This is a genomic window from Priestia megaterium (assembly GCF_041941685.1).
Classification (GTDB): domain Bacteria; phylum Bacillota; class Bacilli; order Bacillales; family Bacillaceae_H; genus Priestia; species Priestia megaterium_C.
Genome location: NZ_CP130958.1, coordinates 947,826 through 963,811, shown reverse-complemented (window position 1 = coordinate 963,811; position 15,986 = coordinate 947,826). Strand labels below are relative to the sequence as shown.

General features: G+C 38.2%; 14 protein-coding genes, 1 pseudogene and 1 riboswitch. Of the genes and pseudogenes, 4 read left to right on the top strand and 11 right to left on the bottom strand.

The features are described from left to right. The first annotated feature begins 11 nt into the window (after window positions 1–11). Window positions 12–188, top strand: coding sequence for a YvzF family protein (locus tag Q5794_RS05070; protein WP_214985018.1), 177 nt, complete (start codon window positions 12–14; stop codon window positions 186–188). Between the two features lie 29 nt (window positions 189–217). On the opposite strand, the gene Q5794_RS05065 is transcribed toward Q5794_RS05070, so the two are convergent. The 4 genes and pseudogenes from Q5794_RS05065 to Q5794_RS05050 all read right to left on the bottom strand — a co-directional run bounded on the left by Q5794_RS05065 (window position 218) and on the right by Q5794_RS05050 (window position 4,619). Further along, window positions 218–397 carry a hypothetical protein gene (locus tag Q5794_RS05065; protein WP_129706578.1) on the bottom strand — a complete coding sequence of 60 codons (180 nt, stop codon included), beginning with the start codon at window positions 395–397 and terminating at the stop codon, window positions 218–220. Window positions 398–528: 131 nt separating this feature from the next. Then, window positions 529–1,313: pseudogene (gene aroD / locus Q5794_RS05060) on the bottom strand (type I 3-dehydroquinate dehydratase). A 66-nt stretch (window positions 1,314–1,379) separates the two neighbouring features. Then, window positions 1,380–3,137: a thiamine pyrophosphate-binding protein gene (locus tag Q5794_RS05055; protein ID WP_374988765.1), complete on the bottom strand. Its 1,758-nt coding sequence runs from the start codon at window positions 3,135–3,137 to the stop codon at window positions 1,380–1,382. A gap of 51 nt (window positions 3,138–3,188) precedes the next feature. Further along, window positions 3,189–4,619, bottom strand: a complete 1,431-nt coding sequence (locus Q5794_RS05050) for an aldehyde dehydrogenase family protein (protein WP_214985011.1) — start codon at window positions 4,617–4,619, stop codon at window positions 3,189–3,191. Window positions 4,620–5,167: 548 nt separating this feature from the next. On the opposite strand from Q5794_RS05050, the gene Q5794_RS05045 reads away from it, so the two are divergent. Next, the gene (locus tag Q5794_RS05045; protein WP_013055659.1) at window positions 5,168–5,725 is read left to right on the top strand and encodes a shikimate kinase; all 558 of its coding nucleotides are present in this window, start codon (window positions 5,168–5,170) and stop codon (window positions 5,723–5,725) included. Here the strand turns inward: Q5794_RS05045 and Q5794_RS05040 are convergent. From Q5794_RS05040 to Q5794_RS05030, 3 genes are all read right to left on the bottom strand, one after another. Beyond that, on the bottom strand, window positions 5,707–6,780 hold the full coding sequence (locus tag Q5794_RS05040; RefSeq protein WP_374988764.1) for a LacI family DNA-binding transcriptional regulator: 1,074 nt from the start codon (window positions 6,778–6,780) through the stop codon (window positions 5,707–5,709). The genes Q5794_RS05045 and Q5794_RS05040 overlap by 19 nt on opposite strands. A gap of 146 nt (window positions 6,781–6,926) precedes the next feature. Beyond that, window positions 6,927–8,252 carry an NCS2 family permease gene (locus Q5794_RS05035; protein ID WP_214985007.1) on the bottom strand — a complete coding sequence of 442 codons (1,326 nt, stop codon included), beginning with the start codon at window positions 8,250–8,252 and terminating at the stop codon, window positions 6,927–6,929. Between the two features lie 379 nt (window positions 8,253–8,631). Then, on the bottom strand, window positions 8,632–9,975 hold the full coding sequence (locus Q5794_RS05030; RefSeq protein ID WP_214985005.1) for a 5'-deoxyadenosine deaminase: 1,344 nt from the start codon (window positions 9,973–9,975) through the stop codon (window positions 8,632–8,634). A 522-nt stretch (window positions 9,976–10,497) separates the two neighbouring features. Between Q5794_RS05030 and Q5794_RS05025 the strand changes: the two genes are divergently transcribed. After that, entirely contained in the window at window positions 10,498–11,067 is a 570-nt protein-coding gene (locus Q5794_RS05025) for a YkoF family thiamine/hydroxymethylpyrimidine-binding protein (protein WP_214985003.1), read from the top strand. Between the two features lie 53 nt (window positions 11,068–11,120). Beyond that, window positions 11,121–11,750, top strand: a complete 630-nt coding sequence (locus Q5794_RS05020) for a hypothetical protein (RefSeq protein WP_097824209.1) — start codon at window positions 11,121–11,123, stop codon at window positions 11,748–11,750. A gap of 243 nt (window positions 11,751–11,993) precedes the next feature. After that, window positions 11,994–12,093: riboswitch (SAM riboswitch) on the bottom strand. 159 nt (window positions 12,094–12,252) lie between these two features. On the opposite strand, the gene Q5794_RS05015 is transcribed toward Q5794_RS05020, so the two are convergent. From Q5794_RS05015 to Q5794_RS05000, 4 genes are all read right to left on the bottom strand, one after another. Continuing rightward, window positions 12,253–13,572: an aspartate aminotransferase family protein gene (locus Q5794_RS05015; protein WP_374988763.1), complete on the bottom strand. Its 1,320-nt coding sequence runs from the start codon at window positions 13,570–13,572 to the stop codon at window positions 12,253–12,255. 360 nt (window positions 13,573–13,932) lie between these two features. Further along, window positions 13,933–14,520 carry a histidine phosphatase family protein gene (locus Q5794_RS05010; RefSeq protein ID WP_214984998.1) on the bottom strand — a complete coding sequence of 196 codons (588 nt, stop codon included), beginning with the start codon at window positions 14,518–14,520 and terminating at the stop codon, window positions 13,933–13,935. 12 nt (window positions 14,521–14,532) lie between these two features. Continuing rightward, window positions 14,533–15,339, bottom strand: a complete 807-nt coding sequence (locus Q5794_RS05005) for an alpha/beta fold hydrolase (RefSeq protein ID WP_057241501.1) — start codon at window positions 15,337–15,339, stop codon at window positions 14,533–14,535. Between the two features lie 36 nt (window positions 15,340–15,375). Further along, window positions 15,376–15,750 (bottom strand): DUF1992 domain-containing protein, encoded by a 375-nt coding sequence (locus Q5794_RS05000; RefSeq protein WP_057241500.1) that lies wholly within the window; start codon window positions 15,748–15,750, stop codon window positions 15,376–15,378. Window positions 15,751–15,986 lie beyond the last annotated feature (236 nt).

Here is a 15,986-nt window from a genome sequence, read left to right as displayed (position 1 = left end):
GAGACGTTACAATGCTGCAAGTAAGATTAATGGAAAAACAAGAAGAAATTAATGAAGCGATCAAACAGTTTGAACAGAACTACCATATAGAACATCAGTCAAAAGAATATACGCGAAGCGCTAATCCAAAGTATGAGCGCAAAAAAGATACGCGCGTGTATCTTTCAATGCATTTAAAGGAGAAATAAAAAAGAGGCTGGGACATAACAAAATGAATTCAATCTAAAGGCGAACAAATGAGATACATGAGCTGAACCGCTTGTGACACCGCAGTTGATCTCCGTGCAAGACTTCGCTTTCCGCGGGCGGACGCTGAGCCTCCTCGTCGCTTACGCTCCTGCGGGGTCTCACCTGTTCCGCTTTTCCCGCAGGAGTCTTTGCCTTGCCCTCCAATCAACTGCTAGAAGGAACGAAACCGATGAAACCTACGTTCACCACAACAAAAAAACGAACTATTAATCAAACATCTTGATTAATAGTTCGTTTTTCATTTTAGCTAAAATACTTTTGTCTCAATCTTTTTTTATTCTATATCGAACCAATTTGATGGAAATGATAGCTCTCAGGATCCGTAACTTTTTTTGTTAACTGAATTATTTTTCGTAATTCATCAATTGGAACTTGCCCAGGAGCTGAGCTGCTTTTCCCTACAGCGAAAGTAACAGAAGAGCCGTACATCCACCCGACGATTCGACTAATAGCTCCTAACCCTCCCATCGACATGGTAATGAGAGGAATGCTGAGCTCTTTTTCAGCCTCTCTTGTAGCTTCTAATAAAGTTAAAACATCTTGATTGTTCTGAGGCATGACAGCTGCTTTCGCTGCATCTGCTCCGTAAAATTCGGCTAAAAATAAGCTTTTAAAAATTTCCGCTTTAGGAGGCGTAAAAGAAAAATTATGATAAGAAAGCACAAGTTTCTTATTATTTTCCTTGGAAATTTTGCGCAAATAGCGGATATGCTCTGGCTGATTTGATACTTCAAAATCAATAATTGCTACATACGGGTGTTTACATACCTCTGCAAGTACGGCTACTACTTCCTTTTCTGATAAGGAAATAGGCTGCCCCCTTCTTTTTGAGAACGTACAGTAAGCAAAATAGGAGTGCGCTCACTATTTTCATATATATCTTTAGCTGCAGAAAGGACGCTGTTTATATCTTGAATTTCTTCGTAAAAATCTAAGCGCCATTCAATTATATCCGGTTTTTTTAATAGAATTTCCGCTAGCTCTGTTAAAAGCTCTTTGCGATCTTTGCCCACTAAAGGCGTACAAATAGATGGAGAATGAGTTCCTTCTCCTCGTTCTAACATAGGAACAGCTCCTTTTTATCAAAGTTAAATGTTTCCGTTTTCATTTCAGCATTTGTTCCATACTTGTTAAACAGATACATGGTGTACTTTCTTATCCGGTGAGTAAATATCCATGATGTTCCAATGTCCTGACGTTGGTACAGGATTGTTTAACATCGCTACATCAATTACAACTGGTTTATTAGAAGCAATAGCTCTTTGAAGTGCCGGTTTAAACTCTTCGGCTGACTGAATTTTTATACCTTCTACTCCATAAGCTTTAGCGATACTTGCAAAGTCAGGAGAATATACCTCTCCATCTTTTTCAAATACCGTGCCTAGAGTGGTTCCAAAATGTGCTTTTTGCAGCCCAGCGATCGTACCAAACGCAAAGTTATTCATAATGATCCAAACCACAGGAATATTCTCTTCGGCTGCCGTAGCAAGCACAGCTGGATTTTGGCCGAATCCCCCGTCTCCTACTAGAGAAACAACTACTTTATCAGGCTGAGCTACCTTTGCTCCTAAAGCTGCCGGCGCTCCAAATCCCATTGTGGCAAAACCTCCTGGAGTTAATATACTTCCAGCTTCATAGATTGGAAACTGCTGTCCTACCCCATTCTTATTCCAGCCTACATCAGTAGTAATATAGGCATCTTTCGGCAGGACTTCACGAACTTCATTTAAAATTCGCTGCGGCTGCATTGGGAATGAATTGTCGTGAATATACTCTTCATTGCTAGCTTTAAACTCTTCACGATAAGAAGCAATCTCTTTGATTAATGCTTCGTTTTTTACTCCTTCCGGAATAAGCTGTTTAGCCACGCGATTTAAGACTTTAAGGGCTTGTTTTAAATCAGCCACTGCACCAATTTCGGCAGGATAATTACGCCCTATCTCGCTAGGATCAATATCAATATGAATCAATTTTGTTTGTGAAAAATCAAACGTATATTCCGGCTCCCAGGAGCTAGAATCTGCTTCTGCAAATCGTGTTCCTAATGCTAAAATATAATCGGCAGTCCGACACTTTTCATTAATAAACTTCGTGCCCCAAAAACCAGTCATCCCTAGAGTCAAGTCATGATCATCTGGAAGTGCTCCTTTGCCCATTAAGGAGTGGGCTACCGGAATGTTCAAGTGATCCACAAGCTCTTTTAATTCATTTGCTGCATCTGCTAATAGGATGCCTCCGCCTACATATAACACTGGATTTTTGGCATTAATTAATTTTTGTACAATACTCTTTGCCGTTTCATCATCGATAGAAGGTTTTTGCAAAGATTTCGTTTGGCGATGCAATCGATCAAATAAAGAAACATCGATCTTTTTTGAAAAGATATCCATAGGTACAGATACTAATACGGGGCCTGGATTCCCACTTTCTGCTAGTAAAAATGCTTTCTCTAATATTTCGGGAAATAAATCTGGACGGTCCACTCTCCATGCACGTTTAACGAATGGACGATAAATTTCATATTGCGAAGCATCAGCATGTAAATTTACCTCTTGATGCGGATGCTTTCCATAATAATGAGTAGGAACATCACCAGCGATGACAACCATTGGAATTGAATCTAACGCTGCATTGGCTACGCCTGTAGCAGCATTTGTTAAGCCAGGACCTAAGTGACTTAATACTACTGCTGCTTTTTTCGTCACACGCGCATAGCCATCAGCTGCATGCGCGGCAATTTGTTCGTGTCGAACGTTTATAAATTTAATTTTGCTTTCTTCTAAGGCTGTTAGTACCGCTATGTTTGTATGACCACACAAACCAAAAATATGCTCGATGCCTCGTTCCTCAAGATAATTTACTAATTGATGTGATATTAATTTTTCCATTGTATATCCCCCTTTAAATTCACTATATATTTTTTCAGGTAATAAACTCAGCTACGATAGCTGCAGGACAATCATTTTTGTTTCTGTCATATCTTCAATCGCAAATCGAGGTCCTTCTCTACCAACGCCGCTGTCTTTTATCCCACCGTACGGCCAATGGTCGAGTCGAAAATTAGAGGTCCCATTAATCACAACTCCTCCTACTTCTAAAGATTCAGCAACACGGTAAGCTAAATCCATTTGATTTGTAAACAGCCCTGCTTGCAAACCGAATGATGAATCATTTGTTTCCCGAATAGCTTCTTCAATATCTTGATAAGGAATAATGCTCACCACAGGTCCAAACACTTCTTGACACACTACTTTGCTTTGTTTAGGAGGATTTAATAGAACAGTAGGTTCTATAGAAGCCCCTGTCTTTTTGCCTCCGCATATCAGCTTTGCACCTAGAGCGACTGCTTCTTCAACCCAAGCCAAAACTCGGTTTGCAGCTTTTTCATCTACTAAACACCCAACATCCGTCTGAGGCAGCAGAGGATCACCAACTTTTAAAGACGTTACCTCATTCTTCAGAAGCTCTGTAAATTCAGAAACAACTGAGTCATGTACATAAATACGCTGAACTGAAATACAGCTTTGACCAGAGTTGCTAAACCCTGTTCTCCCACACATTTCAGCAGCTTTTTTAATGTCGGCATCTTCATGAACGATTGTTGAAGCATTTCCTCCTAATTCTAGAAGCACTTTTTTCATTCCAGCCAGCTCACATATATTTCTGCTTGCTACTGTTCCACCGGTAAAAGAAATGACATTTACCCGGTCATCTTTTACGATTTGCTGTCCTGTTTCTACTCCCCCTAAAACCATATTAATAGCGCATTCAGGGATTCCAGCTTCTAATAATAGAGCTATAAATTCTGAAGCAACTAAGGTTGTTTGCGGAGCTGGTTTTAAAATGACACTGTTGCCAGCAGCAAAAGCTGGTCCAATTTTGTGGCATACTAAATTCAAAGGTGCATTAAAAGGAGTAATAGCGGCAACAACTCCGACAGGCACACGGAATGTGGAAGCTATCGCTTTTCCCCCTCGTTCGGAAGCATCTCCTGGTATCGTTTCACCGATAAGCCTTTTTGCTTCTTCCGCAGATTGCTCTAATGTTTCTACAGATCGAGATACTTCATCCAACGTATTCTTCAGCGGTTTTCCTAATTCATTTGAGATGAGAAAAGCAAATTTTTCTTTTTGCTTTTCCAAAAGCCGTGCTGCTTCTTTTAAAATTTTGGCCCTTTCATAAGAAGACAGACTCGCAATTGTTTTTTTAGCTTCATAGGCGGCTGATAGCGCTCGTTCAACATCTTCTGGCGTTGCTATAATTTGCTCACCAATTACTTCCTGCGAGTACGGACTTTTAATACTTACTGCTGATCGATTACCTTCAAGCCATTCTTTATTTACATAAGGCCTTGCTCGTCTAAAGCTCATTGTTATCTCTCCTTTTAACAATTGACCTGACTGCTATTTTTAGATCGATCTAATATTATATTTAGATCGATCTAAAATTTGATGCAGTTTTCTATAAATCCTATTGATTTAAAGTAATAACTCGTTTTGTAAACGTTATCATAATCCTACAACAGAAATTTTAATCTAGCAATAGAAAATTAAAGAATTTTCTAAAAATATTTATTGATACTTAGTCCAGTTTGCTTATACTCTCTTACGTAGTTTCACATTCACTTCCTTTTTTTTTCTTACATACACTGTAGGAGTATATAAGATAGCAGCACTATCAATATGACAAAGATTTATGATTATGATCGAGCTTAACTATTGCTTATTTGTTTTGGTTACAGCGTATCACCATCTGTTGACTAACAAAAATTTTATAAACGTGAGCTGATACTTGTTGCTTAGGACATAATATACCTTTCACTGTTTTTACAAACAGTAAAATTTGTATTATAATTCTAATAACTAAAATACAAAATAATAAGTTTTTTATTGTTAAAAACAGAAAGAGGCTTTGAAAAATGACTTACAGCGAGATGTCTCTTAGAGAAAAAAGCATTGTATTTATTGGCTTTATGGGCGTAGGTAAAACAACAATCGGCGAACTAGTCGCTAAGAAATTATACAGAGATTTTGTCGATATAGACCAAGAAATCGAAAAAATGTTTCAAATGCCTACATCACAAATCTTTAAAGAGTTTGGTGAAGAGTTTTTCCGAAATAAAGAAAAAGAAGTAATTAGCCAGTTATCTCAGCAGCGTTTAAAAATTATATCCGTTGGCGGAGGCGCATTTCTTCAAGAAGAAATTCAAAAAATATGCTTATCAAATTGTATTGTATTCTTTTTAGACCTTTCATGGGATTCATGGAAAGAGCGCATCAGCCTCATTATTGACAGTCGCCCTGTTTTACAAGGAAGAAGCCTAGAGGATATTGAAGAATTATTTTATACGCGACAAGCAATTTATTCCAACCACCACTCCAAAGTAGAAACTGACAATTTGGATATTGAAGAAGTAGCAAATTATATTGTTGATTCCTTGAAAATGGCTTGGGATATTTACGAACCGTCTAAATAATTCACAAGGAAAAGAAGCAGTTCATTAACTGCTTCTTTTTTTGATGACGATTCTCGAACAACTAACTGAGGCGTTAAAATAATGCGATGATGATGTTCTTTTTTATCAACAATTTGGTTATGAAGACACCGTGCAGCATCTTTTCCTATTTGTCTTGCAAAAGAAGAGACGGTTGTTAGAGTAGGGTGACATACGGATGATTCCATGACATTATCAAATCCCACTACCGCTATATCTTCTCCCGGAACAATCCCTTTCTCTTTTAAACCTTGCATAACACCAAATGCAACTAAGTCGCTAAAACAAAAAACTGCTGTTGGAGGCTCAGAAATGTCCAACACTTGACGTGCAGCTTCTACACCGCCGCTTCTTGTCGGACCGCTCGGAATAACAAGCTCTTCATCGATAGAAATTCCTGCGTTCTTTAGCGCCGAACGGTAACCTTCCATTCTTTCTTTCCACGTTGTAGAACCGGTTGTTCCTCCTAAAAATGCGATTCTTTTGTGTCCCTGTTCAAGTAAGTGTTGAACCGCTTTTTGAACGCCTAATCTATAATCTACCCCTACATAATCTGACTCCACCTCAGGCAATTCCCTTACTGCTAGTACTGAAGGAACATCTAAATGCTGAATTTTTCTTATCGTATCTTCCGATGTACCCGCAACAGGACATAAAATAATGCCTCCTACCCGATGCTCTAGCATCGTAGAAAGCAGCTGATCCTGTCGATTATCCGAATCAAACGTCGTACCTAAAAACACCGTATATCCGTCTTTCTCGAGCTCCTCGTGTACTCCAATTAACAATTCTGTAAAAAACGTATTAGATATATCCGTAATAATAACTCCGATTGTTGATGAAGTTTGAGATCTTAAATTTGCTGCAATACGGTCATATACGTATCCTAACTCTTTCATCGAAGCTAGAACTTTTTTCCTTGTTTTTTCAGAAACACTTGGACTATTTCGCACAATAAGCGAAGCGGTAGCTCGAGATACTCCCGCGTGTTCTGCCACTTGTTGTAAGGTTACACGTTTGCGTTTACTTTGTTTCAATTTATTCCACCAACCCTTTATAACGCACCTTTTATGATTATTTTACAATTATCTAAAATAAAAGAAAAGCTTCATCCTTTCACGATGTTCTCTGACAAGGACTCAGTAACAAAAAAAGACGTAGTGTGGGGCTACGTCTTTTTTTCCTAATGCGAACTCATATAAAAATTGACAAAAAAGGCAATGGTAATCACATACATCATCCAATGAATTTCGCGATGGCGTCCTGTAAACAGTTTAATCGCTGTGTATGAAATGAAGCCGAATGCTAAACCTTCTGCAATGCTGTAGGTTAACGGCATCATGACAATTGTTAAGAAAGCGGGAACAACTTCAGTAAAATCGTCGAAGTTAACGTTTTTAATGTCACTTAGCATAAGCGAACCAATAATAATGAGTGCTGGAGCAGTAGCAACGCTTGGAATAAATTGAATAAGCGGTGCGAAAAACAAGGTAAATATAAATAAGATGGCAACCGTTAATGCCTTTAAGCCGGTACGCCCTCCTTCTGCAATACCTGTTGCATTTTCAATATACGTATTTAACGCAGTACTTCCAAAAATAGCACTCGCCATTGTACCGATTGAATCCGCTGCAAGCGCGCGATTTAAACCTGGAATTTTACCGTTTTTATCTACTAAGTTTGCTTTTTTAGATAGTCCAATCAATGTCGCTAGCGTATCAAATAATTCTACGATGGTGAAAGAAAATACAACTGAAAAAATGCCGTAGGCAACTGCGCCCTTTAAATCCATTTGAAAAAATGTTTCTCCGACGCTTGGCGGCGTAGCTGAAAAGACGTCTTTCAGGGAATGAGGAACTGCTTGTACTCCTACAATCATCGCTAATATTGTCGTAGCAAAAATACTTATAATGAGAGCGCCTTTTACATTTTTAGCCATCAGTACAGCTGCTAATATCAGCCCAAAAATAGCCAGTAAGGGACCTTTATCCATGACATTTCCAAGCCCTACAAAAGTAGACTCGTTTGCCACAACTAATCCAGCGTTTTTCAAACCGATAAACGCAACAAAAAGACCAATTCCAACTGCTATGGAAGACTTTAGTACGTTCGGAATGGCATCAATAATCTTTCCGCGTATTCCTGTTACCGTTAAAACAAAAAATAAGACCCCGGATATAAAAACTGCTCCAAGTGCCGTTTGCCATGACAATCCTTGCCCTAATACTACTGAATACGTAAAAAACGCATTTAAACCCATCCCTGGACCGGTTACAATCGGGAAATTTGCCCATAGAGCCATCAATAACGTACTAAATACAATGGCGTAAATGGTAGCTGCAAGAGCCGCTTCACGGGGGATACCCGCGTCAGACATGATAATGGGGTTGACGATTACCATATAACTGACCGTCATAAAAGTTGTAAGTCCTGCTAGTATTTCTTGTTTTGGTGTTGTGTTGCGCTCTGATAGTTTAAACAAGCGCTCTAATATTCCGTTACGCTCCAACACGCGCGCCTCCCTACTTCTAAAAAAAATAAAAAATCCTACCTATTCAAATGTCCTAAAAAGGACACGATTTAGGAGGATTTTACGTTGCAAAGTAAAATCTTTTGTCCTATTATAGTCTTAATTTGTAGATATGCAAAGGTAGAAAACGCTATCATTATAAAAATTTTTATCTTCCGTTAGTTTGGAATTTTGAAAATTTATTCCTTCTATCCCTTTAGTCTGTGGCAAGAGTGCTCTTTTTAATCATTTATACAAAAAAGAGATTAAACCCACGTTCATCATGACAACAAAAAACTCGAATTATTAACCAATAATTCGAGTTTTACTTCAACTAAAATACTTTTATCCCAGCCTTTTCTTTGTTTTACATCCATGATTATGAAATTAAAAGCGGGATTCTTTTTAAAAGACGATCAATCGAATGATTTGCTTCTTTCAATACAATTCCTTGGTCAATTGTTTTTAATACGCGATTTTCCATCACAATTTCTCCATCAACCATCGTTAGTTCTACATCTCCTCGCGTTGCTGAATACACAATTCTAGAAATAGGGTCTACGCCGTAAGATGGAAAGGTATGAAGCTGATTTAAATTTAAAATAGCAAGATCCGCTTTTTTCCCGACCTCTAAACTTCCAATTTCTTTTTCAAGCCCAACTGCTTTCGCTCCGCCGATTGTAGCCATTTCTAGCACGTGCTTTGCATTCATGGCCGTTGGTCCGTACGAGGGTTTATGAATCGTAGCGGCCAGCCTCATTTCGTTGAACATATCCAAATTATTATTACAAGGAGCACCGTCAGCGCCAAGACTTAAAAATACACCTTGCTCTAATAAACCGGGCACATCTGCGATTCCCGATGCAAGTTTTAAGTTTGAGCCTGGGCAATGACTAACTTTTACTCCTTGATTCTTAATAATTTGCTTTTCTTGATCATTTAGCCACACACAGTGCGCTAAAATAAGGCGCTCATTGGCTAACCCTAAATGATCTAAGTACATGATATTTCTCATACCCGTTTCAGCTTCTACGATGCGAATTTCTTCTTGATTCTCAGAAGCATGAGTATGTACATGGACATTATATGCAGCTGATAAATGGCTCACTTCACGCAGCAAATCTTCCGTACACGACAGCACAAATCTTGGGGAGAATGCGTATCGAATACGACCGTTATTTGAATTATGCCATTTTTCAAGCATCTCTACACTTTCTTTGATCGAGTCAGCCGTTGTCTCCTGCAGAGCTTTTGGCAGATCATCGCCTTTTTTATCCATCATTACTTTTCCTGCAAGAGCTCGGATTCCACTTTGAGATATAGCTTGAAAAGCAGAGTCCGTATGATGAACAGTTTCCATATCTACAATTGTTGTAGTCCCGCTTTGAATGAGTTCGCCGATCCCTAACAGCGCTGAATAATAGATAGATTCTTCATCATGTGAAGCTTCAAGCGGCCATATTTTCTTCTTTAGCCAGTCTAGCAGCTCTAAATCATCTGCTTGCCCTCTAAAAAGCGTTTGACATAAATGAATATGAGTATGTATAAAGCCCGGCACAATCGTTTTATTTGCTGCGTCAATGACTTTATCTACCTTTTCCGGATGCAGGTTTTTCCCGATGGCTGCAATACGATTTCCAACAATATAAAGGTCACCGTAAATAATATCATTCTTCTCATTCATCGTAATAATCTCTGCATTTTTAATTAATGTGTGCGTCATACCTTCTTTCCCCTCTTTCGTAACATCTATCTATTTCTAGCTCAAGCCGAACACTAACATCTTCAAGCAATCTTTCTTACACTGGTCTTAAATATATATGGTGCATGCTCTGAGTTGAATAAGTGTAGGGAACCTCATGCGCGATAGAGAGTTTGGGTAAAAAAAATTCCTAGCTGATTATACAGCTAGGAGGTTGGATTTATGATAAAATCCCAAGTCCCTTTTTCAAGAGGTTATACGAAATCGCAGGAGAATAATGTGATCTTGTATTTATAATATGGTGTTTTCAGTCTATATACCAGTTTTTTGTCAGAAGTTCTAACATTGTTTTTTTATTCTTTTTTATTATGTGACTTTTCTTAACACCCTTATTTTTCATGTTATGCAATTTATTTTCGTTTCTTCTATGTAATATTTCCTAAAAATAAAGAATCTATCTTCTGTTTCTATACAAAACAGAAAAGTTATTTTATGATTTGTATGATTAAAAAACTACAAATCTATATTTTAGGGGTGATTAACTTGGAAAAAATAAATGTTGGCTGCCGTTTTACGCTTTCCGTTATGAGTGATAACTTTATCGATATTATTTTAGGCGCACTAAACGAAGTGGATATGTCTAAAGTTCAGCGAAAAACGGACCGTGTTAGTACGTTTATTGAAGGAACTGCCAAAGACGTATTTGAAGTTGTGCAAGCCGTTTATAAAAGTGCTGGAAAATCAGGAAAGCATATTGTGCTGAATGCCACGTTTTCAACAGGGCAGCACGAAGAATATTTCGAAGAAAGAAAAATAAAATCAAAAGAAAACATGTCTTCAAACCAACAGCTTTGTGCTTCGTTCCCTGTATCCACTCAATTTTCTTTGTATCCATTAGATACGCCGCATTATGTAGACATCATCAAAAGCGGAATTGGCGCAGTTAAACAACAGGGAGTATTTGCCGAAACCGTGCCTTTTGCAACAGCTTTAGAAGGAGATGTAGACAAAGTATTCGCTTCTCTATACGAATGTTTTATGAAATCTGTACAGCAAGCTCGTGTCGTGATGACAGTTAATATGTCAGCACACAGTCCTTCTTCAAAACGATAAATTACTTCTTATCTATTTATAAAGATAGAATACTAGAAAGGATTTATATAAATATGGCTACAAAAAGAACTTTTTTTTCTTTTTTCCTGATAAGTGCGTTATTATGTCTATTAGTCGTACCAAACTCTGTTATGGCTAGTGAAAAACCTGCACATTTAACGGTTGCTTCTTACACGCAGTTCTTGAAAGCGCAAAGTGATAAAAGTTCACTGTATGAATTTTCAAAACTGTCGCGTCAACAAAAACAAAAAGTTGTACAATCACTAAAGGATCCATCTCTGTTAAAAATGGATATTGAAGAGACTAGCGGCACGGTCGAAGCTGCAAGTACAGCAGCATACGGAGCAAGAACGGCTTCACCTTTATTCAAAACAGCAGCTTATACGGCTTCTTATAAAGCGGCTGGATTTACAACAACAAAACTAACGGTGTATGTAGACTATTACACGAAAAACTCATCGGTGACTTCAGTCAAAAGTGTACGAGGCGTCGTCACGAAAAATGTAAACCCCCTTGTGTCTATTTCAAAAAAGAGCTCAAAATCTTGGGTGCAAAATAATCGAGCCTACGGGCGAATTGACTGGCAGTGGAAAATTGCAGCTAAAAATGCTGGAATCAAAAGACAAACTGCTTACGGTACAGCTTCCGGCGCTTCAGGCGGATCAACAGCTACAGTTAATTAATAAAGAGGAATAAATAATGAAAAAAATGATGTGGTGGATTGTTGATATTACGATTGGAGTACTTTTACTAGGAATTCTGGTAGGTTATTTATCATTTTACAGCATATAAAAACAGCAGGTAATTTCGCCTGCTGTTTTTTATCTAAATGTCATATTCTTGTCATAAAATTAAAACCTCCACTTACAGTGTCTAAGTGCCTGTAAGAAGAGGTTGGGATCACAATTGTTAGTAAGCCTGGTCTCTTCTTATCTTTCAAGCACTGCTTGTGGGAGTTGGCACGGTTCTATAAAGTCCGTTGCCGAGGTTTCACAGGGCCTATCCCTCCACCTCTCTTGATAAGAAGTTTGTCGAATTTTGTTGATAATTGTTGATAAGATAAATATTATGTTACATGCTGCACAAACAGATGTCAACTACTTTTCAGAAAATTGTTTTCCCTCTAAAACTATGATATCGCTACCATTACTATGACAACTAGGTTACAAATATATAATTTTTTTATCACGCTTTTACAGCTGACTTTTTCTCAAAAGAAGTGAGAGCCTCATCTAGCATGCGAATGCCGTCATCTATCTGTTCTTTTGTTACAGTAAGCGGAGGTACCATGCGAATAACTTCACTTGCATTTCCGCAAAAATAAAATAACACGCCTTTTTCTAAAGCTAAGTCCAAAATCTCGAATAAGGCGTCTCCATCGCCTTCTCCCGTATCCGGATTAACAATTTCAATTCCAATCATAAGTCCTAAACCACGGATATCCCCAATAATTGAATGTTTGCCCTTTAAAAGATGCAGCTTTTCTAACGCATAAGCGCCCATTTTTTTCGTGTTATCCAGCAGTTGTTCTTCTTTCATCACTTCAAGAGTTGCAAGGGCTGCTGAACATCCAATAGGATTTCCTCCAAATGTTGTACTATGTGTGCCAAGGGGCCACTGCTTCATTAATTCTTGAGAGGCTACCGTTGCACTAAGCGGAATTCCAGAAGCAATTCCTTTTGCTATAGCCATAATATCTGGCACGACATCAAACGTTTGTCCAGCAAACCATTCGCCGGTACGGCCAAACCCTGTTTGCACTTCATCGAAAATAAGTAATATTCCGTGACGATCACAAATCTCTCTTAACTTCTTCATCCAACTTTTCGGAGGAATAATATAGCCGCCTTCTCCTAATACTGGTTCCAAAATAACAGCAGCCACTTCTTCAGGCGTGACTTGGTGCTTAAAGAGTATTTCAAAATCTTTTTCAAGCTTTTCAGTAAAGTACACATCGCTGTCTAGCTCCGCAGGGCACTCTTTTGGATTGGCATATGGAATTTGATACGTCAGTCCCGAAGGCTGCTGAAATTGTCTATATTTGCTTTTCGAGGTTGTAACACTTAAAGCTCCCATCGAGCGGCCATGAAAACCCCCTAAAAAAGAAATAACATACGGACGCTTTGTGACATGTCTCGCTAATTTCAAGGCTCCTTCAATTGCTTCGGTGCCACTATTTCCAAAGAAAAAGCAGTCTAAATTGCCCGGCGTTACTTTTCCTAACTCATCGGCTAACTTTAATATCGATTCGTACATAATAACACCTGAAGGACCGTGCAATAATTGATCTGCTCCGTCTTTGATTGCTTTTACTACTTTCGGATGTCTGTGTCCTACATTTGTCGTAGCGATTCCGGAAGTAAAATCGAGATATTCTTTACCATCCAATCCATAATAATAGCATCCTTCTTCTTTCAAAACGGGCAAATTCGGATGGTCTTTAGCCATCGTCGGTGCTAGCAATTCAGGCATTCTTTCAAATAAGTGACTCCAATCTTTTGACATACTACATCCTCCTTGAAATTATACAAATCAATTAATCTTATTCCGAAATATGGTTACTTATTAAACAATATTAGGAAATTCAGTTATACTAAACACTTTAATAGAATAGTAATAAAACTTATTTTACTATGTATTTTTATTAAAATCAATTGTATAAATATTTATATATAAAATTAATATGCGGGGTCTCATCCCTTCCGCTTTTCCCTCAGGAGTCTTCACCTTGCCCTCCAATCAACAGCTAGAAGTACTTACATATATGAAACCCAGGTTCACCATCACCATAAAAAAATCCGAACGATTAATCGTTCGGATCTTCCCTCAACTAAAATACTACTGTCACAGCCTCTTTAAGTATATTTATTCAAGATGTTTGGCATCATTGATCGTTTCAAGGCGCCATTTTCCACTTTCATAAGCAAAAGTTGTAATCGATGTATTTTGTAAAATAGTAGCCCCTGTTCCTTGTTCTCCGCTTGTTACATGATGAATGAATGTATTAATTGCCGCCCCGTGACTAACAACTGCTACTTTCTTTCCGATAGACTTCTTCATAATTTCCGTTAACCGCCGAACCATCCGTTCTTGAGCGGCTTCGAGTGTTTCGATATTATATAAAGGTTCTTCTCCCCAATTTGTTGCATAGTTTGGCACAAGCTCATGCAGAACTTCTACGTTCTTTGATTCTAGTTCTCCAAAAGAGCGCTCACGTAGCTGCTCACAAACCTCGACTTTCTCTACTTTAGCAGCTGCTGCAATTTCCCTAGCCGTCTCCTGCGCACGAAGCAAATCGCTTGTATAGATTATATCAATATGGATATCTCGAAAACGTTCCGCTACGCGTTTAGCTTGTTGCTTTCCCGCTTCGTTGAGCGGAATATCAGCATGCCCTTGAATAAGTTTGTTTTTATTCCAATCTGTTTGGCCGTGTCTAATTAAGTAAAGCATCGTAATCCCCCTTTAATCCCGTTTTAAAAATTGATAGACAGCTTTATCAACCTCTGAGCTTTCATGTAAATCCGAATGTGCTTCATGAAACGTTTGGAGATGAATGTGTTCGGTAAACTCTTGCAGTCCGTAAGCACTTTCTACTGTTACCACTCCATCTGTCTTATCTCCCACGTCTCCTGCTCCTGAAAAAACGTCGATTTCTTTTGAGAAATCTTGACGACTTTCGTACAGCTTGTTTAACGCTATAGAGTGAAAAGCTAAATCACGAGCACCCATAGATTCAATATGATTGCGTGCATGAGGGTACATCTCCATTAATTCCTGATAATCTAATCCTTGAATTGGCGATCCTAACGTAACTAACTTTTGAATATATTGAGGGTTAGACAAACTAACAGCTGCTGCTGTTACTCCTCCCATACTATGTCCAACTAAATCAACAGAAGATGCTTTATATGTATCACGTACATCTTGCATAATAGCTTCAATCCATTTTTGCTGCTGAGCAATACTGGCATCTGGCTTTTTAAAGACGATATGAATAAGCGGAAGTTTTCCCTCTTTTGCTTTCATAATATGCTTCCACTGAATAGCTCCATCTTTTTGAACAACGCAGTAAGCTACTTTAGTTCCCCATCCGTTTTGTTCAAATCGTTTAATCATTTTCCCTAAGCTTTTTTGACTGCCTAAATAGCCATGAATAAATAAAACCGGCACATTTTTCGATTGGGCACCTCGTTTTATTTGTGGAGCAAAAATATAAAAACAAAGCGAAATAAATAGTATGATACTAATCAATAAAATTAACAGCCGCAAGTTCTCACCCTCCGATCGTCTTGTCCATTACACTCATTAATAAAAAAATTTGGAGTAAATTTTATTCTGATACGTCCTGTAAGCTGCAGAACTTGTCATCTTTTTCTTGTCAACGAGCTGCTCAAAGCGCAAACGCTTTTCCGTAAGCATCTCGGTTAGCCTTTGTTCTTCATTAGCATCCGTGCATATAGAAATCAATTCTTCTATTGTAGCCATATCTCGTTTCAGCTCTTGTTCATCCGTTATCATGTTTGCATTTTTTAATATCCTATACGCTTGGCGCATTTCTTCAGGTATATGTGATAAATCCTCTAACTTTAATGGTTTGCCTTCCCCAGGCAGCTTATCAAAGTCACCGTCTTTTATTGCTTGTCTGATTCTTTCTTCAGCAATTATATACGCAATATCCAAGGAAAGACCTCCTTTAAGAAAATATAAAATTCAATCTTACCTTCTATATAAAAGATGTATAACAAACACAGCTTTTATAACCGTATTTTTTATTATACTATGATTATAAAAATTGAACTACCTTCACTTCTTGGGTAGACTATCCTCCCTTTGTGAAATAATCTCCAGAGCTTCACGCCTTTCACTATCAAACTTTCTTGAGCAGTTTCTTAACTAGCTGAAATTCAATGAACGAT

Excerpts from the sequence above, each read along its gene's own strand:
- Q5794_RS05050 (WP_214985011.1), bottom strand. The coding sequence starts at position 4,619 with ATGAGCTTTAGACGAGCAAGGCCTTATGTAAATAAAGAATGGCTTGAA.
- Q5794_RS05070 (WP_214985018.1), top strand. The coding sequence starts at position 12 with ATGCTGCAAGTAAGATTAATGGAAAAACAAGAAGAAATTAATGAAGCG.
- Q5794_RS05010 (WP_214984998.1), bottom strand. The coding sequence starts at position 14,520 with ATGCTTTACTTAATTAGACACGGCCAAACAGATTGGAATAAAAACAAA.
- Q5794_RS05020 (WP_097824209.1), top strand. The coding sequence starts at position 11,121 with ATGGCTACAAAAAGAACTTTTTTTTCTTTTTTCCTGATAAGTGCGTTA.
- Q5794_RS05015 (WP_374988763.1), bottom strand. The coding sequence starts at position 13,572 with ATGTCAAAAGATTGGAGTCACTTATTTGAAAGAATGCCTGAATTGCTA.
- Q5794_RS05045 (WP_013055659.1), top strand. The coding sequence starts at position 5,168 with ATGACTTACAGCGAGATGTCTCTTAGAGAAAAAAGCATTGTATTTATT.
- Q5794_RS05055 (WP_374988765.1), bottom strand. The coding sequence starts at position 3,137 with ATGGAAAAATTAATATCACATCAATTAGTAAATTATCTTGAGGAACGA.
- Q5794_RS05030 (WP_214985005.1), bottom strand. The coding sequence starts at position 9,975 with ATGACGCACACATTAATTAAAAATGCAGAGATTATTACGATGAATGAG.